The following is a 25,423-nucleotide window of genomic DNA, read 5'->3' as shown; positions in this document are numbered from 1 at the left end:
TAGTTACTTGCTTATTTATTGATTTAGCTAGTAATTCATTGTTACTTAAATAAACTTATTATTTTGAACACCTTATCTTGCTTTGTTACAAGCCAATAAGGTTGTTTGCTTCTTACTGAAACCAGTATAGGTCGCTAGTCGTCTTACCCTCTATGACTGCTTTGTAAAGTAACGTCAGCTTTTGCAACTGATGTTAATGAAGCGTATTAAATAACAGAGTTATTTGCTACTGAGGAGATGATTGACATTAAAAAGCCAGAACAATATTTGTTCTGGCTCTTATACAACTATGCAAATTCAGTTTTGTTAAGAATGACTAGCTACGATAATCAGCGTTTATTTTGACGTAATCGTATGACAAGTCGCAGGTATATACAGTATCGCTAGCATCACCACGTGCAAGATCGATATGGATAGTAATCTCAGGTCGACTCATGACTGTTTTGCCCGCCTCTTCTGTATAGTCAGGTGCAACACCGCCATTTTGACAAATCATTACCTCATCTAGGTATACATCAACTTGCTCTGTGTCTAGGTCTTCGATACCAGCATAGCCCACTGCTGCTAATATGCGTCCCCAGTTAGCATCACTGGCAAAGAATGCCGTTTTTACTAAAGGTGAATGTGCGACTGCATAAGCCACATCGCAGCATTCTTGCGTAGTTTGACCGCCAGTCACCTTGACCGTCATAAATTTAGTAGCGCCTTCGCCATCACGTACAATCAGTTGTGCCAGACGAACAAACACATCAGCCAATGCATCAAATACAGGCTGATAATGTGGATGCTCTGGACTATCAATCACCTCTGAGCTAGCAGCACCTGTTGCAATCAACACACAACAATCATTGGTTGAGGTATCACCATCAACAGTAATGCGGTTGAAAGACTGCTCATTGATAGCGCTTAGCATTTCTTGTAATAAGTCAGCTGCGATGTTGGCATCTGTCGCCACATAGCCCAGCATAGTCGCCATATTTGGGCGTATCATTCCTGAGCCCTTAGACATACCAGTGATATGATAGCTAGTACCTGCTACATCAATTTTTTGACTGGCTAATTTAGGAATAGTATCTGTCGTACGGATGCCATTAGCAGCAGCTAGCCAGCTATCTGGCGCTAGATTAGCCAATGCATTATCCAAACCTGCGATGACCGCATCACTATTTAACGGCTCACCAATCACGCCGGTAGAGAATGGCAATATTGTGTTGGTATCTACACCGGCCTTTTCAGCCAATGCTGTACAGATTTCAACGGCACGGCGCTTACCATCAGCGCCCGTACCTGCATTTGCGTTACCCGTATTGGTGACTAAATAGCGCGGACTAACCTTAGCAAAGTGCTCACGCAATACTCGCACTGGCGCAGCGCAAAAGGTATTTTTAGTGGTCACAACCGCAGTGGTAGCTTTGTCAGATATTTCGATGACTACTAAATCATCGCGGTCTTTGTAGCGAACGCCTGCCGCTGTGGCACTGAGTTTGATACCATCGATAGGATAGATAACGTCAGGTACTGATACATTTCCAACAGCCATAATAAAATCCTTATTCTTCAATTTTTATAGTTATTTATGAAATACGAAGTGATAAATACTATAGTTCAAGACAGTTTAAATACAAGGAGAGCTAGCTACAGTGCTACGACCAGCAGACTGAACAAGCTAATCATCGTATCTAATTGACATCAGAATTGACTATATATAAGTATCACGGTTTCTTTAGGTCAAATGCTGACCAAATCGGTGCATGGTCAGATGGTTTTTCCATAGCACGTAGCTCATAACTGATGCCAGCATCGATACATTTATCGATTAGATCTGAGGTACATAGAATATGATCAATACGTAACCCGCGCTTAGGTTCATCATTGAAGCCGCGACTGCGATAATCAAACCAGCTGTATAACTCGGTACTCTCTGGATAATGCAGACGGTAAGTATCTGTCAGCTCACGTGACATCAATGCTGAATACCATTCACGCTCTTCTGGCAGAAATGAGGTTTTTCTGTTTTTCAACCAACGCTTGGCATTAACTTCACCAATACCAATATCGATATCTTCTGGTGCAATATTCATATCACCCATGACAATAATCGAACGACCTTCAGATTTTAGCGTATCAATATAAGCCATCAAATTGGCATAATAAGCACGCTTCATTGGAAATTTGGTTGGGTGATCTTGGCTCTCTCCTTGCGGAAAATACCCGTTAAGCACATCTACTTCACGACCTTCAAACTCATAACGTGCATGGATAAAGCGCTTTTGGGCTTCTTCATCTTCGCCAGGAAAGCCTTTTTGTACAAATACAGGTGCAGCTTTGGATAATAGTGCAACGCCGTAATGCCCTTTTTGCCCAAAATACTCGACATGGTAGCCCAGCCCTTCGATATCGCTAAGCGGAAATTGATCATCATGCACCTTGGTTTCTTGTAGGCCCATGACATCAGGATCGATTACCTCGCGCACTGCCTCGAGCTGATGCTGACGTGCACGGATACCATTGATGTTAAAACTGACAAAACGGGTCATAAACTGTCCTATACTGATTGGTTAAAATATAGCGCTCTATAAATGGGTGAAATATAAACGACTATGATAACAAATGTAAGCGGTTCTAGCGGTTGCATGGCCTGATATCTTGAGCTAGAGTAACTCTATTATAAGCACTATCTATTATTGGTCTATCTGAAACACTTTTATTCAACAATACTTATTAAGAATATCGAGCATCACTATGACAACAATTAAGCAAAAAAATACGACATTAGCCATGAATGATGACACCAAACCATTATTTGCTAAAGATTATAACGTCTATATTAACCATACTGATGCTGGCGGTATAGTCTATCACGCCAATCATTTGGTGTTTTTTGAAAACTGCCGACGTGATTGGTTTACTGAACTGGGCTTAAATGGGTATTTTTTACAGACTGATAGTGGTGAAGTACAGCATTTTGTCGTGAGTCAGGCGGACTTGCAATACAAAAGAGCCATTCTATTAGACGAGGTAATTAGCGTACGTATCGATAAAGTGGAGTTAAAACCTGCCAGCATCATATTTTACCAAAGCATATATCGCAATCTACCAAATCAAGGTACTACCGAAACAGATGATAGCCAGCTACTAAGCAGCACCAAAATCGTCATTGCCTGCGTACAAAACCTTGTCAAACCAGAGCCAATGAGTAATGATGAAATAGGCAGCGATAAACCAGATACTTCAGCGACAACCCCACCAATGCGTCCTATTCGTGTACCAAAAAAACTGCGCGTTACGATCGAACAAGCTATCGCTGAGCAAGTAAATGGTCAGCAGTAGAACGCTATGAGCATAGATACGGATAGAGTGTTGCTTGAATTTGATAATCTATGGGTACATAGCCAACGAACGATACGTACTTATAGCATTAAAAATAGCAAAGAAGCACTGAAAAAACCTTCTATGCCGTCTAGCATTTATCAAAAATGGACAAGCAAGCTAACCGCAAACGCTTCACTGGATAAAGATCCATCAATTCATGATCGAACGCTAATAAACGGTGCGAGCGGTACGCTATTGTCAGGGCAGGTCACTGTTTTGACAGGAGCGTCTGGTAGCGGTAAATCAGTACTATTGCGAATATTGGCAGGATTGTTGCCCATGAGCAGCGGTACTGTTCGTTTGCACGATGACACGTCGAGTAATGTTTATCACGATATTCATGAGACTGCACCTATGCGGTGGCGCCAGCAGGTCGCCCTACTCGCTCAGCACCCACAGTTATTAGACGGCAGTGTCCTTGAAAACTTACAAATGCCTTATCAATTATATGCTCATCAATCGCAGACTTTTGACATAGACTGGCATGTTGCTCAGCTTGAACACTTAGATAGAAGTGCAGGTTTTTTGCAACAAGACGCCAAGCACTTATCTGGTGGCGAGCGTCAACTGGTCAATACATTGCGTCTATTACAGTTCAATCCACAAGTTCTATTGCTAGACGAGCCAACTGCTGCTTTGGACATGGACACTTCAGCACAGCTCGTCAACTTGCTCATCAACTGGTTGCACACAGATGCACAGCGTACACTCTTATGGGTGACTCACGACACAAAAGATATCATGCCTTTGTCAAATAGACACTGGCATATGCAAGCCGGTGTGCTCACCGTAGACTCTTGAAGAACTTTTATACAAAAATATTTAGTTAAACAATTAATTGAGTCGTCGCTTAGTTGCTCAGAAGTTTGGCACGTTAATAACCTTAACCCTTATCTTGTATTATTACTATAATTACTTCCTAAATAAGCTCATATGAGTGGTACGAATGATATGCAAATTTTTCTCACTTATGGTGATATCGCTCTTGCTAGCAGCCTAATTATCATTGTATTACTCATCTCTTGGCAGTTACGTTTAAAACTAAGTAAGACCCTTTTGATAGCGGCACTTCGTACGATCATACAGCTTAGCTTTATTGGGCTGATACTGGCGTGGATTTTTGCACGTGAACAATGGTATGAAGTACTACTTATCCTAACGGTCATGACTTTAATTGCAGGAAGTGCCGCCAAAAATCGCGTTAAACGCAGCTATAAAGGGCTATTGACAGATACGTTATTAGCAGTCGGTATCTCAGCAATACTAGTAACGGCGATTGCGATTATAGCGATTTTAAATGTGCAGCCTTGGTATACACCGCAATTCATTATTCCTATATTGGGTCTGATATTAGGGAACTCTCTGACTGCTATTTCGTTGACGAGCAATCAATTGATTGAATCCTTTCATGAGCAATCTGGACGTATCGAGATGATGCTCAGTCTATCTGCTAAGCCATTCGAAGCCGTCCATGAGCAGATAAAAGCAGCTATTACTAATGGCATGACTCCAACTTTAAATTCTATGCTAGTCGTCGGTATTGTTAGCTTACCAGGCATGATGACTGGTCAAATCCTAGCGGGTGCCGATCCCACTCAAGCCGTACGCTATCAAATAGTCACTATGTTCCTGATATGTGTCAGCAGCACGCTTGGCTGCACCATCAGTGCCTTACTTATTTATCGAAGATTCTTTAATAAAAAAGATCAATTCATTTTACCGCAATGATTTTGGCATCTATATTCCTTTGTATTTTGTCAGCTTACCAATATTAGTTATTTAATACTTCATTTATGAGATAACAAAGTCAATATATTCTTATAAGTTAATATATGTACTGATCAGTATCGCTTACTGTTATTGTTTTAGACTAAATTCATGCTAATGTATTGCTCAAATGTATCGTTTTTTTGATAATTTATTTGTAAGTTGCAGATAAATATTTTTAGAACAAGCATTATTTTTATTACTGAACTTTTTATTTATTTGTTTTATTTGATGCTTTATATAAATATTTATTAAATAAAATGTTGTGACAGCGGCAAAAAAAATTAGCTATTAATCAATAGACAGGGATACTATTGAAGATGGTGTATACCACCTAAATAAGTGGTGGTTTGTACTACTGATAGATTGACAACTACCTTTTCAAAATACTTTAGCCTATATCAAATCGCAAGGATGCTAACTATGATATCGAACAAACCTTGGCTTTCTCAATATCCAGCCGGTGTGCCAAAAACCATTAACCCCGATAGATATAGCAGCATCATGGAGCTGTACGAAGAATGCTTCGATCGCTTCCGTGGACATCCGATGAGCATTTGTATGGGAGTGACTCATACTTATGGTGATATTGATAACGCTTCGATGGCAGTCGCCGCTTGGCTACAGAACCAAGGCTTGCCAAAAGGTAGTGTCGTCGCTCTCATGATGCCAAACGTTCCACAGTATCTGCCCACCATGATTGGGATACTGCGTGCAGGCTACGTTTGTACCCCTGTGAACCCACTATATACTGGCCGAGAACTACGTCATCAGCTTAACGATTCTGGTGCACAAGCAATTTTTGTGGTTGATAACTTTGCCCAAGCGCTTGAGCAAGTCATTGAAGAAACGGCTATCAAACGTGTCATCCTATCGAAGATGGGCGATATGATGGGTTTGAAAGGTATTTTGGTCAATACAATTATTCGTCAGGTCAAACGCTTAGTACCCAAGTACAATCTTAACGACCCTAAATACCATGTCACTAAGCTTCCTGAAGTATTGAAAAAAGGTAAAAACCTACCTTTTCAACAACCAACCATGTCTCTGGATCAAAAAGCATTTTTACAATACACAGGTGGTACCACAGGACTTTCGAAAGGCGCTATTCTGTCACAGCGTAATATCGTAGCAGCAGCGATGCAATCAGAAGCATGGACTCGCCCTATCACGTCAGAAATCAACGAAGTGTATATCAATATGGTAATGGCACTGCCGTTGTATCATATCTTCGCATTCATGTTGAGTTTACTTGGTATGCGTTCAGGTTATACTTTTATATTGATACCCAATCCTCGCGATATTCCAGGATTCGTCAAAACCTTGTCAAAACAACCGTTCCATATTTTCCCTGCAGTTAATACCCTCTTTAAGGGGCTGCTCAACAATCCTAATTTTAAAGATTTGGACTTTAGCTCTTTGCGTATCTCACAAGCTGGTGGTATGGCGGCTACCGAGCAAACTGCGAATCGATGGTTAGAAGTAACTGGCTGCGCGATGATCGAAGGTTGGGGTATGACAGAAGGCGTTGCAGTCGGTACCGCCAACGTTATTACCAATCGTGAGTTTAACGGTACTATCGGTGTACCAGCCCCTGGTGTCGATGTCATCATTATTGATGAAGATGGCAAGCATGTAGGTTTAAACGAAGGGGGTGAGCTATGTATTAAAGGCCCTAACGTAACCTCTGGATATCTGAATAGAGACAGTAGTGCTGATTTTACTAGTGATGGTTATTTCCGTACTGGTGATATCGTCAGCATGGATGACAAGGGTTATATTAAACTGCTCGATCGTAAAAAAGATATGATTTTGGTTTCAGGATTTAATGTATTCCCGAACGAAATTGAGTCTGTGATGCTTGACTGTGATGGTATTCTTGACTGCGCAGTAATTGGTATTCCTGACGATCATCAAGGTGAAGCGGTCAAAATATACGTAGTACCTGAAGACAATAATGTTACCAAAGAAGTGATTACAGACTTTGCCTTAGATAATCTAACGGGTTATAAGTGTCCACGCCACATCGAGTTTGTGAGTGACCTACCAAAAAGTAATGTCGGTAAAGTACTGCGTCAAAAATTGCGTGAAAAGCATAATGCAGATTACCCACAAAGATAAAACAACCTTAAATTTTAACTTTTCAAAAATTTAATTTTACTTTTACTAAAGAGCACCTTACATTTAATGTAGGATGCTCTTTAGCATATTTATTCTTAATTATTTATATTTGAGAATACTCTTCTAAAACTCTCGTTATTATATTCATAAAATTAATTATTCTGGTTTTCTTAATACGGGTAATGATAATTATTTGATAAGACAGTGATTTATTTTTATGAACCAATTGCTCAATAACTGTATCCTACAACATATATTCTTTTATTTATCAAATTTAATTATAAACTATCAAGTTCTTGTATAAGAATAACAGACCTAGTTGTAGTTATGTTAATGTATCGCCAAAATGTGTCACTATACTTTCTGTTATTTTAATATTATAGTACTTTTAATTAAGGCCAATTGATTAATATTATTTTACAAGTGGTCATTTTCATTATCAAAAATAGTAATCGGCTTTTTAATCTACTTAGATGTTTACGCTTTGTGGTTAAATCAAACTTTATATAGGCCCCATATTTTAGCAGTATGTGAATACATAGGATAGCACTCAACAATTTCTTGCTAATGGAGCAGCAACTTGAATTGTTGACATGGACGTGACTACTTTTTTATAGAGCCTTAACTTATTTCAATATTTAAGGACACTAATCATGACAGTAGATAAACCTTGGCTTGCTCAATATCCAGAAAACGTACCCAAGACGATTAATCCTGATCAATATGAAAGCCTCATAGAGTTATATGAAGAGTGTTTTAACCGCTTTCGTATGCATCCGATGACTATCTGTATGGGTGTTACACATACTTATGGCGACATTGATACAGCCTCACTTGCAGTAGCAGCATGGTTACAAGCACAAGGCCTACCTAAAGGCAGTGTAGTAGCTCTTATGATGCCAAACGTTCCCCAATATCTACCAACTATGATTGGTATTCTACGTGCAGGTTATGTTTGCACTCCAGTAAACCCACTATATACGGGTCGCGAGTTGCGTCATCAATTGAACGACTCGGGCGCTCAGGTTATTTTTGTTGTTGACAACTTTGCTCAAGCCTTAGAGCAAGTCATTGAAGAAACCAATATCAAACGTATCGTGCTGTCAAAAATGGGCGATATGATGGGTCTAAAAGGTATTTTGGTCAATACTGTCATCCGTCAGGTCAAACGCTTGGTTCCAAAGTACAACCTAAACGATCCTAAGTATGACGTTACTAAGTTCCCTGAAGTTCTAAAGAAAGGTAAGAATCTACCGATTCAAGCGCCAAAAACCACCCTACAACAGAAAGCTATTTTGCAGTATACAGGTGGTACGACTGGGTTATCTAAAGGTGCTGTCCTAACACAACGTAATGTCGTCGCTGCTGCTATGCAGTCAGAAGCATGGTATCGTCCTGTTACTTCAGACATCAATGAAGTCTATATCAATATGGTTATGGCATTACCGCTATATCATATTTTTGCCTTCATGCTGAGTCTGCTCGGTATGCGTTCAGGTTATACCTTTATCCTAGTACCTAATCCGCGCGATATGCCAGGGTTTATTAAAACGTTATCAAAACAACCATTCCACATCTTCCCTGCCGTAAACACTCTATTCAAAGGGTTACTTGACCAGCCAAACTTTAAAAACTTAGATTTTAGTTCATTACGTATCACTCAGGCTGGTGGTATGGCGGCAACTGAGCAAACCGCAGCACGTTGGTTGGAAGTAACTGGCTGCCCTATGGTTGAAGGTTGGGGTATGACGGAAGGTGTTGCGGCAGGTACTGCTAACGTGATTACTGATCGTAAATTCAACGGTACTATTGGTATACCTGTTCCTAGTGTCGATATCATTGTAGTAGATGACAGTGGCAAACGTGTGGGCCTAAATCAGGCAGGCGAAATGTGTATTAAAGGCCCTAATATTACGTCTGGTTACTTTAATAAAGACAATACCAATGATTTCACAAGCGACGGCTACTTCCGTACAGGTGATATCATCAGTATGGATGAAAAAGGCTATATCACCCTACTAGATCGTAAAAAAGATATGATCTTGGTTTCAGGATTCAATGTATTCCCTAATGAAATCGAATCTGTCATGCTCGATTGTGATGGTATCGTAGATTGCGCAGTAATTGGTATTCCTGATGACCACCAAGGTGAAGCGGTTAAAATTTATATCGTACCTGCCGATAACAATGTCACTAAAGAAGTCATCAAAGAATTTGCGCTGGACAATTTGACTGGTTATAAATGTCCACGTCATATTGAGTTTGTCAGTGAATTACCAAAGAGTAATGTTGGTAAAGTACTGCGTCAAAAGCTGCGTGAACAGCATATGTCAAATAATCCTCAAACGTTGTAATACTTGCCCTGCTATTTCAGAGCAAATAGAAGAAGCCCACTACAATAATAGTGGGCTTCTTCTTTTCTGCTTTAAGAAAATCAGCTTAGTTTATTCATTACCTGTAATGGCAAGTGCTTCATCGCATGACTGACCATAGACCAAGGTAGGCTCGGCACACAGGCTTCATCCACACCCGCTTCAATAGCCGCGACAATTGCTTTAGTACCAGTATCTGTATCGACTTCAAATGGTAATGGCTTAGAACCTTCGTTGATTTCGGTGCGAATATAACCTGGGTAAATTGTAGAAACTTTAATAGGTAAATTGGTCAAAAGCATATCAGCACGAATGCCTTCTGCTAAGTGAGCCAAACCAGCTTTACTTGCACCATAGGTTGTCAGATGCCTAGGCAATCCACGCATGGCTGACATGCTAGATACCACGACCAAATGCCCGCTGTTTTGAGCACGGAAGATATTCATGGCGGCTTCACACTGTGCCAGTGCGGCGACAAAATTGACATCAGCAGTGCGACGATTGGTTTCAAAATGTCCTTTACCAATGCGGCGGCTATCACCAATACCCGCATTGACCACTACTCGCTCAATGCTACCGAAATCATCTGCAAAAGCATCAAACACTTGAAAGACCGTATCGTAATCACTCACATCTAGTGCTTGGTATTCGACTCGAATATCAGGATATTTGTTCATCATCTCCGATTTTAACTGTTCTAAACGATCAGTGCGACGCGCGCATATAGCCAAGTTGTAGCCAAGGCTAGCAAACAGTCTTGCCATGCCCTCGCCCAGACCTGAACTGGCACCTGTGATAAGCACCGTTTTACCGTTGCCTACTTGCTGCTGACTCAGGTCTTTTAGATAGCTTGCAGGCCGAACCGCGCCTACTATCTGGTCTTTGCTATGGCGCGCACTTTTAGCAACCAATTTTATTAATTTGTTTTGCATGTACAGTCCTTTGTATATCGATATTACACAGAATCAAATCGGTATCTAGTATAAACGCTGATAGTGCTTATACCTTAAATAGGTATGACACTACATTATTCGCAAGTCATATATAAATTTATCGCCATGTCACGAATGGTTTACCATCAGAAAATAAATGACTGTATTCATTTAAAGACAACAAGCGAGAACTTTGATTCTTTAAAGTAATAGAGGTCACACCCGTGTTGACCAAGCTTTTATTCAGCTGATAAGCAGTCTGACTGCCTTGTCGCAATAACTGGGCAGTGATTGCAGCGATGACACCACCTGAAGTGAATACGAGCACGGTACTGTCCTGATCTAAGCTCATGTTTGCTACTTTTGTACGCACTTGTTCAAGGGCTTGCTGTGCACGATCATTAAACTGTGGCCAACTTTCAATATAATCTTGGTCATTGTCACCAGCATGCCAGCGTTGCATCGCTTGATCAAATAGCTCAGCCAGTCGCGTGGCTGGCGATTCTGCTTTGGCCACTTCAGCTGAGATGTCAGATCGATTTCCCGATGCTTCTGCTGACTTAACGAACACGTCTTTGTGATTAAATTCATCAAATTGCGGCAGAATATAACTATCTGGCTGGTCAAAGTTGATTGCAGGCGCAACAGCTGTGCCATTGCTATTATTGGCATGTACAGATGACTGGTAACGCTCCCAAAAATGACGTGCTGAGTCTTGCTGTCGAACCAACCTACCAGTAAATATGGCATCGATGCGGCGCTGTGTGGCTGCATAGTGCTGACCTAACATTTGGGCTTGGACAGTACCTAGCTCTGAGAGTTGATCATAGTTTTCTTGTCCAAAAGACGCTTGGCCATGACGTGCTAAAAGTATGGTTGTCATAAATTATTACCTTTTATCATATTTGCTAAAGTACGGTTTGCTGAATGCTTACGCTTCAGGAGAGTCAGGTGCTTTTGCAAAATAACCTTTTGGTAAAATACTTTTGACCACTTTTTGAACAGGGATTGGTAACTGCTCGATAGCAGCAGCATCTACGCCTATGTCTTCTAAATGCGGCTGAACATGCGCATTGAATAAGGCTTCGCCTTCATATTGCGCAATTAATTTGAGACATTTAGCATGCATGACATGTATAACGAGCCAAGCGTTTTTGAAAGCTGGATTGGTAGTTTGCTTATGATAATAACGGTAGTAGATTTGCTGAATAATGCCTGAGAGGCGGAACAAACCAAACACTTCATAGAAGGTCCAGTTATCTATCTCTAAACCTGACTGTTTCAGATAATATTCAACCACTTCATCACGCGTCATCATGCCTTCTAAATGTGTCGGCTGACGACGGAACTGCTGCATGATGATATTGTCATCTTCTTCAATCCAGTAAGCCAACGCACTACCCAAGTCCATCAGTGGATCGCCAAGGGTTGCCATCTCCCAATCGAGCACGCCAATAACTTTGGTCGGCTCATCTGCATCAAGTATGACATTGTCAAAGCGCCAATCATTATGAATGATACAAGTTTTGCTATCAGCAGGCGTGTGCTTAGCAAGCCATTGTCTAACCAGTGCAAAGCTCGGTACATTAGGTGTCTTTGCTTTCACATACCGTTTATCCCAACCACTGATCTGGCGTTCGCAATAACCTTCACCGCGACCCAAATTAACCAAATCAGGATGCTCGGTATAGTCTATCTGATGTAACTCTACCAAAGCGTCTAATACATTGGTGCAAAGCAGACGCGTTTGCTCAGGATTAAGATCGATACCTTCTGGCAATTCTGCACGAGGGATAATACCTTCCATCCGCTCCATTACATAAAAGTCAGCGCCGATAACAGCTTCATCCGTACATAGCGCAATCATCTCAGGTACATAAGGATAAGCATCTTTTAACGCTTTTTGAACGGTGTACTCTCGCACCATGTCATGGGCAGATTTTGCCTTGGTACCTTTTGGTGGACGACGTAATATGAGGTCTTGGTTTTTATCTTCACCCTCATACTGTAGTCGATATGTCCAGTTTGATGCGCCGCCTGAGAACTGAGTGACCTTAGGCTCGCCTACTACGCCGACACCTTGACCGCGAAGCCATTCACTGACTGCTTTGGCATCAAGCTCTTCACCCTCGCGTACGGCACCGCCTTTGTCTAGTACTTTATTATCAGTTGCCATGAGACATTCCTTATCATGTGGTCATTTATTTTTATAACAGATATGCGAGCTAGTCCTCAATGCAATTTATCTCATGCTTATTACCATTTTTGAGATGAGGACTCGCTCTAGTGATGACAAATTCACTACTAACTTGTTAATAGTGAATTCTTAATTAGCATTTTGATTGGCTTATTCTTGATAGTTGCGTGAGCAAATCAAAACTAACTCACACAACCGTTTGTTAAGATTAAGCTTAAGCTTTGTCAGATTTAGCAGAACGACTAAAGCCCTGACGTTTTAGTTCTAGCTTAGCAATCATAGTTTTATGTACTTCATCTGGACCGTCTGCTAAACGTAATACACGTGCTTGCGCGTAGAAATTCGGTAGCAAGGTGTCTTGACAGACGCCCATACCACCATGAATCTGAATCGCCATATCAACGACTTCTTGTAACACAGTTGGCGCCACTACTTTGATAGCAGAGATTTCAGTCAATGCGGCTTTGGTGCCCTGAGCATCCATTTTTTGGGCGGCGTACAATGTTAGCAAGCGTGCTTGGTCAATTTTGATACGAGCCTCGCTGATACGCTCAAAGTTACCACCCAATTGTAGTAACGGCTTACCAAAGGCAGTACGCGACATACCACGCTTGACTGCTAATTCAAGAGATTTTTCGGCAGCACCGATACAGCGCATGCAATGATGAATACGACCTGGCCCTAGACGACCCTGCGCAATCTCAAAGCCTTTACCAGGTCCACCAATAAAGTGGCTGACTGGCACACGCACATTCTCGAAGCTAATTTCACCGTGCCCGTGCGGTGCATCATAATCACCAAACACTTTCAGCATACGTTTGATGTTCACACCCGGAGTGTTGACTGGTACAAGCACCATCGAATGCTGATGATGACGGTCTGCACTTTCATCCGCGGTATATGCCATCACAATCAAGACATCAACCGCTGGATCGCCAAGACCAGATGACCACCACTTACTACCATTGATGACAATCTCATCACCATCTACTACCGCTGTTGCTTGCATATTGGTTGCATCACTTGACGCCACATCAGGCTCAGTCATACAGAATACAGAGCGTGTCTTACCTTCTAGGATTGGGGTAAGCCACTTATCTTGCTGCTCTTGAGTACCATAACGCCACAACAGCTCCATGTTACCGCTGTCAGGGGCATTACAGTTAAATACATGAGGTGCTAGCAAACTGCGACCAGTCAACTCTGCAATAGGCGCATAATCAGTGACTGACAGTCCTGCACCTAGTGTGTCATCTGGCAGGAATAAATTCCATAAGCCTTCTTCACGTGCTTGCTTGCGCAGGTTTTCGTAGGCTTCTGGCCACTCCCAGTTTTCCCAATTACCATCAGGGTTTTTCTTATGACAATCTTCCCAGAATTGGGCTTCGATAGGCTCAATATTCGTTTCAATGAACGCTTTGACTTTGGCATGCATGGCTTGACCATGTTCTGTTGCGGTAAACATTAAATTGTCGTTAGACATAAATGACTTCCTTTTCTTTATTGATTGTCTAAATCAAATGTTGATAAAAAGCTCTACTAGAGCTTTAGTGCACGCACGTATACTGTTTTCCGTGTGCTACATTTATAACACAGCAATTGTCAATAAACAGCAAAAAGGCGCGACCAGCTAGGCCACGCCTTTTACAAAATATAAACAATGTATCCAAAAAATTCTGAGCACTAAAATACCATTATTTAACTATCATAATGATAACTAACATTATTTCAGAATATTTAGGCGACTATTCAAATCAAAACGTGCAAGTGCATCAGGTAGTTTATCTACAGCCATACTCAGTGTCGCTTCTGCTGCTTGAGCCAATCCTAACTTTTCTGCTAACGTCGGCTTCTGACGTGAATATAATGCATATACTTCGTTGTCTTCCATACGCTCTAAAATATAGCTGTCTGAAGTCTGTAGACTATCAATTAAGTTAAGCTTTAACGCATCTTCGCCATACCAATGCTCACCCGTAGCTACTTTTTCCACATCAAGTGCTGGACGATACGTGTTAACGAAATGCTTGAATAGCTCATGCGTCTGCTCTAGCTCTTCTTGGTATTTGGCACGGTCTTCGGCATCATTTTCACCAAATACAGTTACCGTACGTTTGTAGTCACCAGCGGTAAACATTTCATAATCGACGTCATGGTTTTTTAGCCATTTATGAAAGTTTGGCAATTGTGACACCACACCGATTGAACCAATGATAGCGAATGGTGCCGCTATTACCTGGTCTGCAACACAAGCCATCATATAGCCACCGCTCGCCGCCACTTTATCGACACAGACCGTCAATTTTAAGCCAGCATCCTTTAGGCGAACCAATTGCGCTGCGGCCAAACCATAACCGTGTACCAAACCACCGCCTGATTCGAGACGGACGATAACTTCGTCACCTTTATTTGCGGTACTGATTAAAGTACTGATTTCTTCACGCAAATGTTTGACCGCCGTTGCTTTGATATCACCATCAAAATCAAGCACAAAAACTTGTGCCTTATCATCGGTATGTTTTTTCTTATTTTTAGTTTTTGCTTTCAATGCTTGCTTGGCTTTTTTAGCCATGACTTTTTTGAACTGTTTGAGGGCAGCTTTGCCTTGGGTGGCTTCCATCAAATCTTCACGGCGCTGCTTTTGAGCATCATTTAAGTGGCGTATTTTAAGCTCAACAGGGTTTTTAGGGGGATGAAATAGCATGGTTACAAATCCTCAAGTCAGTAAATATATTGATATGGCTGTTTTTATTAGCGTGCGTTTGATATGTGCACACTAAGCGGTGTTTTCAAGCATGATGACAATATTTAACCCAATATAAATATCATCGAATAAATACCTCAGACACTTGCACACTCCCGTTCTTTGATTGAACTCAGCCGGTTGTATAACAAAGGGAGATTAGGCATAATATGCGTTTATATCAAATTTTCTGCAGCCAACGTGATGACCATATGTCTTAATCGCGTTGTTTGTGTGTTTTTTTTGCAAATAGCTTGAAACGCACAGCAATGGCTGCATTATTGTACTTCGAATTGGGCTGATAACTGGATAACCATATTATGACGCAAAGCACTATGACGCATAGCGAATACCGAGACGAGTATTGCGGAGCCGTAACCGAGAGCTTGCTTGAGCAAACCATTAGTATCGTAGGCTGGGTACATCGTCGTCGCGATCACGGTGGCGTGATTTTCTTAGACATGCGTGACCGCGCGGGTATCTTACAGGTCGTGGTCGACCCTGATACCCCAGAAGCTTTCGCAGCAGCTGATGCTGTACGTCCTGAATACGTGCTAAAGATAACTGGCCGTGTACGTCGCCGTTATGAAGGTACTGAAAATAATAATATGACCAGTGGCCAGATTGAGCTATTGGGCAAAGAAATTGAAGTATTGGCTAAGTCTGAAACGCCGCCATTCCCATTGAATGACGAAAAAACGACTGTATCTGAAGATCTGCGTCTAAAGTATCGTTATCTTGATATGCGCCGTCCGCAAATGCAAGAGCGTATGGTGTTCCGTGCCAAGGCAACCTCAGCGATTCGTCGTTATCTAGATGATCATGGTTTCTTGGATGTTGAGACGCCTATCTTGACTCGTGCAACGCCTGAAGGTGCGCGTGATTATCTTGTACCATCACGTACTCGTCCAGGTAACTTCTTTGCCCTGCCGCAGTCACCACAGCTATTTAAGCAATTATTGATGGTGTCAGGTTTTGACCGTTATTATCAAATTGCTAAATGCTTCCGTGATGAAGATTTACGTGCCGATCGTCAGCCTGAATTTACTCAGGTGGATATTGAGACTTCTTTCTTGAACGAAGAAGAAATCATGAACATCAACGAAGGTCTTATCAAGCATTTGTTTAAAACAATGATGGACGTTGAGTTCGAGCAGTTCCCACGCATGACTTACGCAGAAGCAATGCGTGACTATGCATCAGACAAGCCTGACTTACGTATTCCTCTAAAGCTGGTTGACGTTGCAGATTTGATGAAAGACGTCGACTTCAAAGTATTTGCTGGCCCTGCGAACGATCCTAAAGGTCGTGTCGCTGCCCTACGCATTCCTGGTGGCGCATCATTAAGCCGTAAGCAAATCGATGCTTATACCAAGTTTGTTGGTATTTATGGCGCACGCGGTTTGGCTTATATCAAGGTCAATGACGCTAGCAGCATCAACAACGGTGTGGATAAAGAGTCTGGCCTACAGTCTCCAATTATCAAAAACATGACTGATGACGTACTTGTGAGCTTGATCGAGCGTACTGCTGCAGAAGATGGCGACATTATCTTCTTTGGTGCGGATAAAGCCAGTGTCGTGAATGATGCAATTGGTGCACTACGTCAAAAAATCGGGCTAGACCTTGAAATGACGACTTGTGAATGGGCCCCACTTTGGGTAACTGACTTCCCAATGTTTGAAGAGACTGACGATGGTCGCTGGACGTCGATGCATCATCCGTTCACTAAACCTAAAGGCTCAGTTGAAGAGTTGAAAAACAACCCAGAATCTGCCCTTTCTATCGCTTATGACATGGTATTGAACGGTACTGAGATTGGTGGTGGTAGCTTACGTATCAACACTTATGATATGCAGCAAGCTGTACTTGAAGCCTTGGGTATTGGTGAGCAAGAAGCTGAAGACAAGTTTGGTTTCTTACTTGATGCCCTAAAATTCGGTGCACCACCGCATGGCGGCCTAGCATTTGGTTTGGATCGTTTGATTATGTTGATGGTAGGCGCAAGCTCTATCCGTGACGTTATCGCCTTCCCAAAAACCAAAACAGCTGATTGCCCATTGACCCAAGCACCTGCTGGCGTTGATAGCAAACAACTACGTGAGCTTGGTATCCGTGTGCGCGAAAAAGCACAGGCTGATACCAACAAGCCTGCTGAATAAATCGTTTGATGATGCGCGGTTGCTGTCTACAGTGCTTGTTACGTGATTCATTACCATGTGAGTGGTCATGAATCCGTACCATATTTTCAAAGTCGTGCCATTGTCTGTACTGCAGATGCTGGCACGTTTTATTGCGTGGGTGATTATTAAGATACCCAGTCTAAGTATCATGCGTACCATTCAGATCAATATGGCGCTGATTACTCATACACTGTCTGAGCAGCAAAAGCGAGCGTTGACCAAAGACATTATTTATCATCAATGTCTGACCAGTATTGAATCTATAAAAAGCTGGGCGATGCCACCTGAGTGGAGTATCGCTCAGATTCGTGATGTCCATAATAAAGACATTCTTTTAGAGGGTCTTGCCAACCCAAATGGCATGCTTGCTATCGTCCCGCATCTCGGCACTTGGGAGATGATGAATGCTTGGCTTAACCAGTTTGGTGCGCCAACCATTATGTATAAGCCAGTTGACGGCAAATTCGCTAATGATTTTATCCTTCAGGGTCGAGCGCGACTTAATGCCACTTTGGTACCTACTGATGGTAGCGGCGTCAAATCCGTGTTTAAAACGCTCAAGCAAGGTGGTTTCAGTATCGTACTGCCAGACCACGTTCCAGAGCCATCAGGCGGCGTTGTCGTTCCGTTCTTTGGTATCAAAACCTTGACCAGTACACTTGCCTCCAAATTGGCAAGCAAAACCAAATGTGCGCTGGTTGGCTTATCTTGTATTCGCCGTACCGATGGACGCGGTTTTGACATTTACTGCTACAAACTCGATGATCCAGCCTTGTATGACCGTAATGCTGAAGTGGCGACTCATGCTCTCAATCAAGCCATGGAGCGTATGATTATAGACAACTACAGTCATTATATGTGGGGCTATCGACGTTTTAAGCGCATACCAAACTTAGGCAACCCTTACCGAAAAGATAAAGAGACTTTAGCAGCCTTTATACAATCTCACCATTCTAGCGTTTCTAGTCGTTCTGATAGCGATATCAACGATAGCGTTAAAATCGACAATGTTAAAAACGATAGTACTGTTAAAAGCGATAACCCTAAGCTCGACAATCATTAGTCATCACCAACCTAGCGTTGCCTATTTAGACATACCATCAGTTTAGACGTACCATCAGTCACAGCTATGCTAATATTGGCTGAACTCTATATCCTTTTACTTTTATTAGTCCTTCATTTATCTGACTATTATCTCAATACGAGTGCATTATGACATCTGACGTAACTAAGACCTCATCTATAGACCCTGATCAAACCAGCACAAATGCTGCTGAACAGCGTTATATCATCTGTATGAAATGGGGCGACAAATATGGTCCTGAATACGTCAATCGTCTCTACAACATGGTTAGTCGACACCTAACCCTAGATTTCCAAATGGTTTGCTTGACCGATGACAGCACAGGTATTGACCCTGCAATTGCTTGTTATCCGATACCTGACATGGATTTACCAGCAGGTCCTGAACGTGGTTGGAAAAAACTGACTACCTTTAAGCCTGAGCTGTATGATTTAAAAGGTGTGGCGTTGTTCTTAGATATCGATATCGTCATTGTCGATAATATCGATGCGTTTTTTACTTACCAAGCTGAGCATGAGGACAGTGTCGTCATCATCCGCGACTGGAAAAAACCTTGGCGCATGATTGGTAACAGCTCCGTCTACCGCTTTAATATTGGTATGAATACTTATCCTGACTTGCTGTCCAATTTTGAGCGAAACTTTGAAACCATTCGTACCCAAGTACGTCACGAGCAGGCTTACCTCTCTAACTATTTGCGTGAGCATCATCACCTAGAGTATTGGGATAAAACATGGTGTGTCAGCTTTAAGTACCAATGTATTGCGCCGATTCCTTTTAATTTTGTGCGCACACCTACTCTGCCGGATGATGCAAAAATCGTTATCTTCCACGGTGAGATTAACCCGCCAGATGCAATTGCTGGTAGTGGTGGTAAATGGTATCGGCATGTGAAGCCAAGCCCATGGTTAAAACACCATTGGCAATAAATGCTTAGCAATTAACCATATGTAGACAATTTATAATTGGCGTAAAGGCAGTGTATTAAGATATAAGATAGGTGAAATAAACGACTGGAAAATAGTATGGCGCTATATTTAAGATTACCTGCTACTGCTGGGTTCAATATTGATAATGAGCTCATCATTATCAATGCTTTTAATGCCAATGAACCTGAACAAAGCCTGCATGGAAAAGATGTCAATATTATCGCTTCAGGTCCATCTATACAGCAGCTACCGTTAGCAGAGCTCCTAGATACGCCTACTATTTTTGTCAATGGCAGTATCAGCCTGATTGGACAGCATCAGTTTACCGATATTGCTGGTTACGTCATCAGTGATGCGCGCTTTATCAATCATCAGCCTGAGATTTTACAGCAGTACTATACGGGTCAACCTCTATATGCAACATTAGCTGTCTTTGAAGCGATGGCCACCACGCACCCTGATATTATGCAAACGTACCATCATGCCATGCGAGTGTTGTACCCAGTAGATAGGCCATGGGGAGTCAAGTCAAACAAGCTATCTTTTAATAAGCTTATCTTTAAGAAAAAATTACTTAATAAAAAAATGCCGCTATCGTACTTTATCAATAATCCAAACTTTATTATTGATAGCGATCATAAAGTGGCTGACATCGGTGTCTCTCTTAACATTACTCATGGATTTGTGGAAGCAGGCACTGTCGCTTATGTGGCGGCGCAGTTAGCGTTTTCGCGTCAAGCAGCGAGTATTCATCTGTACGGTATTGATCTGCTTAACAGCAAGCAACCACGGTTTTATGAAAATAAAAATAATAGTGCACCAAGTATGCTTAGCAAAGTCATGAACGAGCGGATTGTCCCTTCGTTTAACTTGCTCGGCAGAATCTATCAATCGCATGGTGTACCCGTCGTCAACCACTCTCCTATCTCTAAATCACTATTCGACACTTTCTAGTTAATAACTCGCCGTTAGTAACCTCTACTTGATGGCGTTTAATTAAGAACCACTAAGACTTATAAACCCTCATTTTTATCTGAATCTAAAACAGAACCAAACGCTAAGTACTGTCTTGCAATATGTTCAGGAAATAACTGCTGGTTTAGCGGCACGATATAATCTGTAAGGTTGTCTATGGCTTGATCGATGAGTAACGCCAAGCCATCAATATCACCTACCGCAATTAAGTTTTGCTTAGGTAATAACTCTCGTGGACCAAAAGGACAATCCGTACTGATTACTGGTACGCCCAGTGCTTGCGCCTCTACTATGACATAGCCAAAGCCTTCAAACTTAGAAGTAAGCACCATCAGTGCAGCTGATCTAATTAATGGATAAGGGTTGGTCTGGAAGCCTAAAAACTTAATACAGTCGCTAATATTTAGTTGGACAGCCAACTGTTCAATCTCTGCTTCAAGTCTACCTTTACCTACTAGTACTAACGGCAGCTTTCGTACTGTTTTAGCATACGCCTGTAGCAAGTCTCGATGACCTTTCATGCTATCAAAAGAGGCAACATGTATAATGTACTCTTTATCTACTAAGCCGAAATGTTCAAGATGGCTAGACGCTGATGCTTTGGTATTTATAGCAATAGCATCACAAGGATTGTAGATTGTTGTGGTTTTGGTGATATTTCCGATAAGAGCAATCAAATCTTGGCGTGCACCCTTACTCACACAGCTACAAGGATGAGCGCCATAGACCATTTTCAAATGATTTATAGTCTGTACTGGCGTCTCTAATAATTGGTTTTGGAACTGCTTTGATAGCGCTGTATGCAGTACATTTACGATGTTTGGCAACTGGCTATATGCCATAATCCAGTTTATTTTATAGATATTGGCCAGTATCAAATCTGGCTTTCCTATTTGGCTAAGTACGTAATTATCAATACGTTTAGCAACTGATTCGTAGGCTTGTGCTTGCGTAGATTCTGGGTCGAGATTCTGCTCAGAAAACATCTCATCATATGGCACGATATGATATTGCACACGAGCGTCTAGTAGCATATCTTGCGTCGCTTCCAAGCATAGGATATCAGTACGATAGCCCATATCTGCGTAAGCGCTTGCCAAAGTCGTAACCATACGCTCAGCACCGCGACCTTCAAGCGCTTTTAAAATAAATAGAATAATAGGTGGCATTAGTGTCTCAGCTTGATTTTTTAACGGTATAGGCATGATAGGTTAGCCAAATAAGTGTAACTATGGTCGTAATTATTGCAGCGTTCTGACTTTATATGCTAGTCTCACCTACCGCTGGTGCTCGGTAGTTACTCAGTAAAGTACGAGCAGGATTTAACGGTATATCTATAAAAAATTATAATAAGTCTAACTATCTAAATCGATTAAACCTTGTTAATAATCGCATCAGCAAATATCATAGCTGATCTAATATAGCTACTAAAATAGATGCATATCCGATGAGAGCAGGATCAGTTATGAAGCAGCCTAATGAAAACACATTAGACATCGTCATTGCTTGGGTAGATGGCGCAGACCCTATACTCAAGCAAAAGCGAGAACAGTATAAGCCAACTAAAAAAGTGGCATCTGACGCAATAACTGACACGCGTTTCGCTAGCGACGATGAGATATATTATAATATTGCTTCTATCATCAAATATGTGCCTTTTTGTCGTCATATATATATTGTCACAGATCAACAAAAGCCAGCGTTCATCGATGAGTTTGCCAAGCAAGGTATTTGTTCAGCAGATAAAATACGCATCGTTGATCATAAAGACATATTTTTAGGTTATGAGCAATTTTTGCCTACGTTTAATACCCGATCGATTGAGTCGATGATATGGAATATTGAGGGGCTATCTGATTACTTCATCTATATGAACGATGATTTCTTTTTTAACCAACCAGTAAAAATAGATGACTTTTTGGATGGCGAAAAGCTGAATATTCACGGCCAAAGGCGTAAAAGTGCGGCATTAAATGCTAAGCTTAATTTCCGAAAATCTCGTTTTAAATTGTTTGGAACACCGATTCAACCAAGGCATACTATCGCCCAAATGCTAAGCGCCAAAATAATCGGTATGGATCAATTCTTTGAAATTCATCATTATCCTCATATCGTCGATAGGAACATATTGAAAGATTATTTGCTAAATCATCCTCAGCTGCTGACAGAGCAGATTAGATATAAATTTAGAGATGTGGCGCAGGTGAACCCAATAACCCTGATGAATCATCTGAAAATTCAAAAAGATGAAGCAAATCTAAAACCCGATACCTCTGTCAACTATCTAAAAAATGAAGGTAGTGTCGATGATTTTATTACTGCTTTAGAAGATGAATCTATCAAGTACGGTTGTATCCAAAGCCTAGACCTTCTTGAATCAGATTTACACAAGAAAATCAGCCAAGCTATGAAGCATAAATTTTTAGCGTATCTCCCCGCTTCTATGACGGGAACACTAGCTAGCTGAGCTGACACAGTATCGTTATTTTGAATATTATTTAGCACAAACCAATTTCGGATCAGATCCATCAAAGCATAAACATTAATTGGATATATTATGAAAATAGCAGTAGTAGGTACAGGCTACGTAGGCTTATCAAATGCAATGCTATTGGCACAGCATAACGAAGTCGTCGCTGTCGACATTGTTCCTGAAAAAATCGATTTATTGAATGCCCAGCAGTCCCCTATTGAAGATGAAGATATTGAGGATTTTTTATTAAATAAAAATCTCAACTTTTCTGCGACACTTGATGCAGCGACCGCCTATGAAGGCGCTGATTTTATTATTGTGGCGACACCAACTGATTATGATGCTAAGACCAATTACTTCAATACATCAACGGTAGAAGCAGTGATTGAGCAAGTACTTTTGGTCAATCAGCAAGCAACCATTATTATAAAGTCTACCGTACCAGTAGGATATACGGCGAGTATTAGAGAACGTTATGCAACTGACCGTATTATCTTTTCACCCGAATTTCTGCGAGAAGGTAAAGCGCTGCATGACAACCTTTACCCTTCTCGAATAATTGTAGGTGAACAGTCAGAACGGGCTCAATTATTCGCTAACTTACTCCTTGAAGGCGCGATCAAAAAGGACGTACCGCTACTATTTGTAAAGCCCACTGAAGCTGAGGCAATCAAGCTATTTTCTAATACTTATTTAGCAATGCGCGTGGCCTACTTTAATGAGCTTGATACTTACGCTCAAACCTTTGGACTTGAAACCAAACAAATCATAGAAGGTATTGGTTTAGACCCGCGCATTGGTGATCATTATAACAACCCATCATTTGGCTATGGTGGCTACTGCTTGCCTAAAGATACCAAACAGTTATTGGCAAATTATGACGAGGTGCCCAGCAACCTGATAAAAGCCATTGTCGACTCCAACAGAACTCGTAAAGACTTTATCGCTGATAAAGTTATTGAACGAAAACCAAAAATTGTAGGCATCCATCGACTGGTCATGAAAAGTGGTTCAGACAACTTTAGAGCTTCTGCCATACAAGGCATCATGAAGCGTATTAAGGCTAAAGGTATCGAAGTCGTTGTTTACGAACCAGTATTAGAAGAAGAAGAGTTTTTTAATTCACGAGTAATCAAGGACTTAGCAGAATTCAAGGCAATAAGTGACATCATCGTTGCCAATCGCTTGTCTGCAGAGATACAAGATGTATCTCATAAGGTCTTTACGCGTGACTTATTTGGGAGCGATTAATGAATATTTTAATTACTGGTGCGGCAGGTTTTATTGGTTTTCATCTAATCAAAGCTCTATTAGAAATAGAGCTGCCTGATAGTAATCATTGCATCGTTGGTATTGATAACATCAACGACTACTATGACGTGAGTTTAAAAGAAGATCGCTTAACACTACTAAACGAAATATCAGAAACAGAATATTTTACTTTCATCAAGCTAGACCTTGCTGATCGCGAAGCTATGTCTGATCTTTTTTCTACCTATCAGTTCGATATTGTCATTAATTTAGGTGCCCAAGCAGGTGTGCGCTACTCTATCGAAAATCCGAATGCATATATTGATTCAAATGTGGTTGGCTTTGTTAATATACTTGAAGGCTGCCGCCATCATGATATCAAGCATTTAATCTATGCCAGCTCCAGCTCGGTCTACGGTATGAATATAAAGCAGCCATTTACCACTGCTGATTGTGTTGATTTTCCTATCAGTTTATATGCGGCTACCAAAAAATCTAACGAGCTCATGGCGCATAGCTATAGCCATTTATATAATATCCCTACGACAGGATTAAGGTTTTTTACCGTTTACGGCCCTTATGGTCGACCTGATATGGCCTATTTTTCTTTTACGAAAAAAATTATAGCTGGTGAGCCAATCAATGTCTTCAATAATGGTGATATGCAGCGTGACTTTACCTACATTGATGATATTGTAAAAGGTATTATTCGAATAATGGATAAAGCCCCCTCTCCTCAATACTCTACTATCACTACAGCGACTGCTCCATATAAAATATATAACATTGGCAATAACCAACCAGTAACTTTACGCCGTTTTATCACTGCCATCGAAAGCGCTTGTGGCAAAAAAGCGCAAGAGAATTTATTACCGATGCAAGCAGGTGATGTGCCTATTACTTATGCAGATATAGACGAGCTAGTAGATGATATTGATTTCAAACCTGATACCAGTATCGAAGATGGAATCACAAAATTTGTCGAATGGTACAAAGCCTATTATTTGGGCTCGATATAGTATAA

20 protein-coding genes are annotated in these 25,423 nt (G+C 41.3%); 12 read left to right on the top strand and 8 right to left on the bottom strand.

Annotated elements, in window-relative coordinates; all coding sequences use genetic code 11:
- Nucleotides 1-316 precede the first annotated feature (316 nt).
- Together argJ and xthA are read right to left on the bottom strand one after the other, a co-directional pair.
- Nucleotides 317-1,540, bottom strand: a complete 1,224-nt coding sequence (gene argJ / locus SJY28_RS09195; protein ID WP_379544207.1) for a bifunctional glutamate N-acetyltransferase/amino-acid acetyltransferase ArgJ — start codon at nucleotides 1,538-1,540, stop codon at nucleotides 317-319.
- A 172-nt stretch (nucleotides 1,541-1,712) separates the two neighbouring features.
- On the bottom strand, nucleotides 1,713-2,537 hold the full coding sequence (xthA, locus tag SJY28_RS09190) for an exodeoxyribonuclease III (protein ID WP_341609109.1): 825 nt from the start codon (nucleotides 2,535-2,537) through the stop codon (nucleotides 1,713-1,715).
- Between the two features lie 205 nt (nucleotides 2,538-2,742).
- On the opposite strand from xthA, the gene SJY28_RS09185 reads away from it, so the two are divergent.
- The 5 genes from SJY28_RS09185 to SJY28_RS09165 all read left to right on the top strand — a co-directional run bounded on the left by SJY28_RS09185 (nucleotide 2,743) and on the right by SJY28_RS09165 (nucleotide 9,614).
- A complete protein-coding gene (locus SJY28_RS09185; protein WP_379544206.1) occupies nucleotides 2,743-3,330 on the top strand; it encodes a thioesterase family protein in 588 nt (195 codons plus the stop codon).
- 6 nt (nucleotides 3,331-3,336) lie between these two features.
- Entirely contained in the window at nucleotides 3,337-4,173 is an 837-nt protein-coding gene (locus tag SJY28_RS09180) for an ATP-binding cassette domain-containing protein (protein ID WP_379544205.1), read from the top strand.
- A 150-nt stretch (nucleotides 4,174-4,323) separates the two neighbouring features.
- Complete coding sequence (locus tag SJY28_RS09175) at nucleotides 4,324-5,100, top strand: ABC transporter permease (RefSeq protein WP_379544204.1); 777 nt, start codon at nucleotides 4,324-4,326, stop codon at nucleotides 5,098-5,100.
- 462 nt (nucleotides 5,101-5,562) lie between these two features.
- Nucleotides 5,563-7,260: an AMP-binding protein gene (locus tag SJY28_RS09170; protein ID WP_379544203.1), complete on the top strand. Its 1,698-nt coding sequence runs from the start codon at nucleotides 5,563-5,565 to the stop codon at nucleotides 7,258-7,260.
- A gap of 653 nt (nucleotides 7,261-7,913) precedes the next feature.
- Nucleotides 7,914-9,614: an AMP-binding protein gene (locus SJY28_RS09165; RefSeq protein WP_379544202.1), complete on the top strand. Its 1,701-nt coding sequence runs from the start codon at nucleotides 7,914-7,916 to the stop codon at nucleotides 9,612-9,614.
- 80 nt (nucleotides 9,615-9,694) lie between these two features.
- Here the strand turns inward: SJY28_RS09165 and SJY28_RS09160 are convergent, their stop codons facing one another.
- The 5 genes from SJY28_RS09160 to sohB all read right to left on the bottom strand — a co-directional run bounded on the left by SJY28_RS09160 (nucleotide 9,695) and on the right by sohB (nucleotide 15,465).
- Nucleotides 9,695-10,564, bottom strand: coding sequence for an SDR family oxidoreductase (locus tag SJY28_RS09160; RefSeq protein WP_379544201.1), 870 nt, complete (start codon nucleotides 10,562-10,564; stop codon nucleotides 9,695-9,697).
- Nucleotides 10,565-10,682: 118 nt separating this feature from the next.
- Nucleotides 10,683-11,447, bottom strand: a complete 765-nt coding sequence (locus SJY28_RS09155; RefSeq protein ID WP_379544200.1) for a histidine phosphatase family protein — start codon at nucleotides 11,445-11,447, stop codon at nucleotides 10,683-10,685.
- A 48-nt stretch (nucleotides 11,448-11,495) separates the two neighbouring features.
- The gene (locus SJY28_RS09150) at nucleotides 11,496-12,740 is read right to left on the bottom strand and encodes a phosphotransferase family protein (RefSeq protein ID WP_379544199.1); all 1,245 of its coding nucleotides are present in this window, start codon (nucleotides 12,738-12,740) and stop codon (nucleotides 11,496-11,498) included.
- A 235-nt stretch (nucleotides 12,741-12,975) separates the two neighbouring features.
- Complete coding sequence (locus SJY28_RS09145; protein ID WP_227526716.1) at nucleotides 12,976-14,226, bottom strand: acyl-CoA dehydrogenase family protein; 1,251 nt, start codon at nucleotides 14,224-14,226, stop codon at nucleotides 12,976-12,978.
- Nucleotides 14,227-14,484: 258 nt separating this feature from the next.
- Nucleotides 14,485-15,465, bottom strand: a complete 981-nt coding sequence (gene sohB / locus SJY28_RS09140) for a protease SohB (protein ID WP_379544198.1) — start codon at nucleotides 15,463-15,465, stop codon at nucleotides 14,485-14,487.
- Between the two features lie 374 nt (nucleotides 15,466-15,839).
- On the opposite strand from sohB, the gene aspS reads away from it, so the two are divergent.
- From aspS to SJY28_RS09120, 4 genes are all read left to right on the top strand, one after another.
- On the top strand, nucleotides 15,840-17,666 hold the full coding sequence (gene aspS / locus SJY28_RS09135) for an aspartate--tRNA ligase (RefSeq protein WP_191115386.1): 1,827 nt from the start codon (nucleotides 15,840-15,842) through the stop codon (nucleotides 17,664-17,666).
- Nucleotides 17,667-17,733: 67 nt separating this feature from the next.
- A complete protein-coding gene (locus SJY28_RS09130; protein WP_379544197.1) occupies nucleotides 17,734-18,750 on the top strand; it encodes a lysophospholipid acyltransferase family protein in 1,017 nt (338 codons plus the stop codon).
- A 149-nt stretch (nucleotides 18,751-18,899) separates the two neighbouring features.
- On the top strand, nucleotides 18,900-19,700 hold the full coding sequence (locus SJY28_RS09125) for a glycosyltransferase (protein WP_379544196.1): 801 nt from the start codon (nucleotides 18,900-18,902) through the stop codon (nucleotides 19,698-19,700).
- Nucleotides 19,701-19,796: 96 nt separating this feature from the next.
- Complete coding sequence (locus SJY28_RS09120) at nucleotides 19,797-20,654, top strand: hypothetical protein (protein WP_379544195.1); 858 nt, start codon at nucleotides 19,797-19,799, stop codon at nucleotides 20,652-20,654.
- A gap of 59 nt (nucleotides 20,655-20,713) precedes the next feature.
- Here SJY28_RS09120 and SJY28_RS09115 read toward each other — a convergent pair whose 3' ends face one another.
- Nucleotides 20,714-21,880, bottom strand: a complete 1,167-nt coding sequence (locus SJY28_RS09115; protein ID WP_379544194.1) for a glycosyltransferase — start codon at nucleotides 21,878-21,880, stop codon at nucleotides 20,714-20,716.
- 260 nt (nucleotides 21,881-22,140) lie between these two features.
- On the opposite strand from SJY28_RS09115, the gene SJY28_RS09110 reads away from it, so the two are divergent.
- From SJY28_RS09110 to SJY28_RS09100, 3 genes are all read left to right on the top strand, one after another.
- The gene (locus SJY28_RS09110; protein ID WP_379544193.1) at nucleotides 22,141-23,142 is read left to right on the top strand and encodes a capsular polysaccharide biosynthesis protein; all 1,002 of its coding nucleotides are present in this window, start codon (nucleotides 22,141-22,143) and stop codon (nucleotides 23,140-23,142) included.
- 90 nt (nucleotides 23,143-23,232) lie between these two features.
- Complete coding sequence (locus tag SJY28_RS09105) at nucleotides 23,233-24,399, top strand: nucleotide sugar dehydrogenase (RefSeq protein ID WP_379544192.1); 1,167 nt, start codon at nucleotides 23,233-23,235, stop codon at nucleotides 24,397-24,399.
- Nucleotides 24,399-25,418, top strand: a complete 1,020-nt coding sequence (locus SJY28_RS09100) for an NAD-dependent epimerase (protein ID WP_379544191.1) — start codon at nucleotides 24,399-24,401, stop codon at nucleotides 25,416-25,418. Before SJY28_RS09105 ends, SJY28_RS09100 begins: the two co-directional genes overlap by 1 nt.
- The last annotated feature ends 5 nt before the right edge of the window (nucleotides 25,419-25,423 follow it).

Source organism: Psychrobacter sp. R86515, assembly GCF_042466315.1.
In the GTDB taxonomy this organism is placed as follows: domain Bacteria; phylum Pseudomonadota; class Gammaproteobacteria; order Pseudomonadales; family Moraxellaceae; genus Psychrobacter.
This window is presented reverse-complemented; position numbering and strand designations above follow the sequence as displayed.

What these genes read in the sequence shown, in the direction of transcription:
- argJ (WP_379544207.1), bottom strand. Translation starts at nt 1,540, where the DNA reads ATGGCTGTTGGAAATGTATCAGTACCTGACGTTATCTATCCTATCGAT.
- xthA (WP_341609109.1), bottom strand. Translation starts at nt 2,537, where the DNA reads ATGACCCGTTTTGTCAGTTTTAACATCAATGGTATCCGTGCACGTCAG.
- SJY28_RS09185 (WP_379544206.1), top strand. Translation starts at nt 2,743, where the DNA reads ATGACAACAATTAAGCAAAAAAATACGACATTAGCCATGAATGATGAC.
- SJY28_RS09180 (WP_379544205.1), top strand. Translation starts at nt 3,337, where the DNA reads ATGAGCATAGATACGGATAGAGTGTTGCTTGAATTTGATAATCTATGG.
- SJY28_RS09175 (WP_379544204.1), top strand. Translation starts at nt 4,324, where the DNA reads ATGCAAATTTTTCTCACTTATGGTGATATCGCTCTTGCTAGCAGCCTA.
- SJY28_RS09170 (WP_379544203.1), top strand. Translation starts at nt 5,563, where the DNA reads ATGATATCGAACAAACCTTGGCTTTCTCAATATCCAGCCGGTGTGCCA.
- SJY28_RS09165 (WP_379544202.1), top strand. Translation starts at nt 7,914, where the DNA reads ATGACAGTAGATAAACCTTGGCTTGCTCAATATCCAGAAAACGTACCC.
- SJY28_RS09160 (WP_379544201.1), bottom strand. Translation starts at nt 10,564, where the DNA reads ATGCAAAACAAATTAATAAAATTGGTTGCTAAAAGTGCGCGCCATAGC.
- SJY28_RS09155 (WP_379544200.1), bottom strand. Translation starts at nt 11,447, where the DNA reads ATGACAACCATACTTTTAGCACGTCATGGCCAAGCGTCTTTTGGACAA.
- SJY28_RS09150 (WP_379544199.1), bottom strand. Translation starts at nt 12,740, where the DNA reads ATGGCAACTGATAATAAAGTACTAGACAAAGGCGGTGCCGTACGCGAG.
- SJY28_RS09145 (WP_227526716.1), bottom strand. Translation starts at nt 14,226, where the DNA reads ATGTTTACCGCAACAGAACATGGTCAAGCCATGCATGCCAAAGTCAAA.
- sohB (WP_379544198.1), bottom strand. Translation starts at nt 15,465, where the DNA reads ATGCTATTTCATCCCCCTAAAAACCCTGTTGAGCTTAAAATACGCCAC.
- aspS (WP_191115386.1), top strand. Translation starts at nt 15,840, where the DNA reads ATGACGCATAGCGAATACCGAGACGAGTATTGCGGAGCCGTAACCGAG.
- SJY28_RS09130 (WP_379544197.1), top strand. Translation starts at nt 17,734, where the DNA reads ATGAATCCGTACCATATTTTCAAAGTCGTGCCATTGTCTGTACTGCAG.
- SJY28_RS09125 (WP_379544196.1), top strand. Translation starts at nt 18,900, where the DNA reads ATGACATCTGACGTAACTAAGACCTCATCTATAGACCCTGATCAAACC.
- SJY28_RS09120 (WP_379544195.1), top strand. Translation starts at nt 19,797, where the DNA reads ATGGCGCTATATTTAAGATTACCTGCTACTGCTGGGTTCAATATTGAT.
- SJY28_RS09115 (WP_379544194.1), bottom strand. Translation starts at nt 21,880, where the DNA reads ATGCCTATACCGTTAAAAAATCAAGCTGAGACACTAATGCCACCTATT.
- SJY28_RS09110 (WP_379544193.1), top strand. Translation starts at nt 22,141, where the DNA reads ATGAAGCAGCCTAATGAAAACACATTAGACATCGTCATTGCTTGGGTA.
- SJY28_RS09105 (WP_379544192.1), top strand. Translation starts at nt 23,233, where the DNA reads ATGAAAATAGCAGTAGTAGGTACAGGCTACGTAGGCTTATCAAATGCA.
- SJY28_RS09100 (WP_379544191.1), top strand. Translation starts at nt 24,399, where the DNA reads ATGAATATTTTAATTACTGGTGCGGCAGGTTTTATTGGTTTTCATCTA.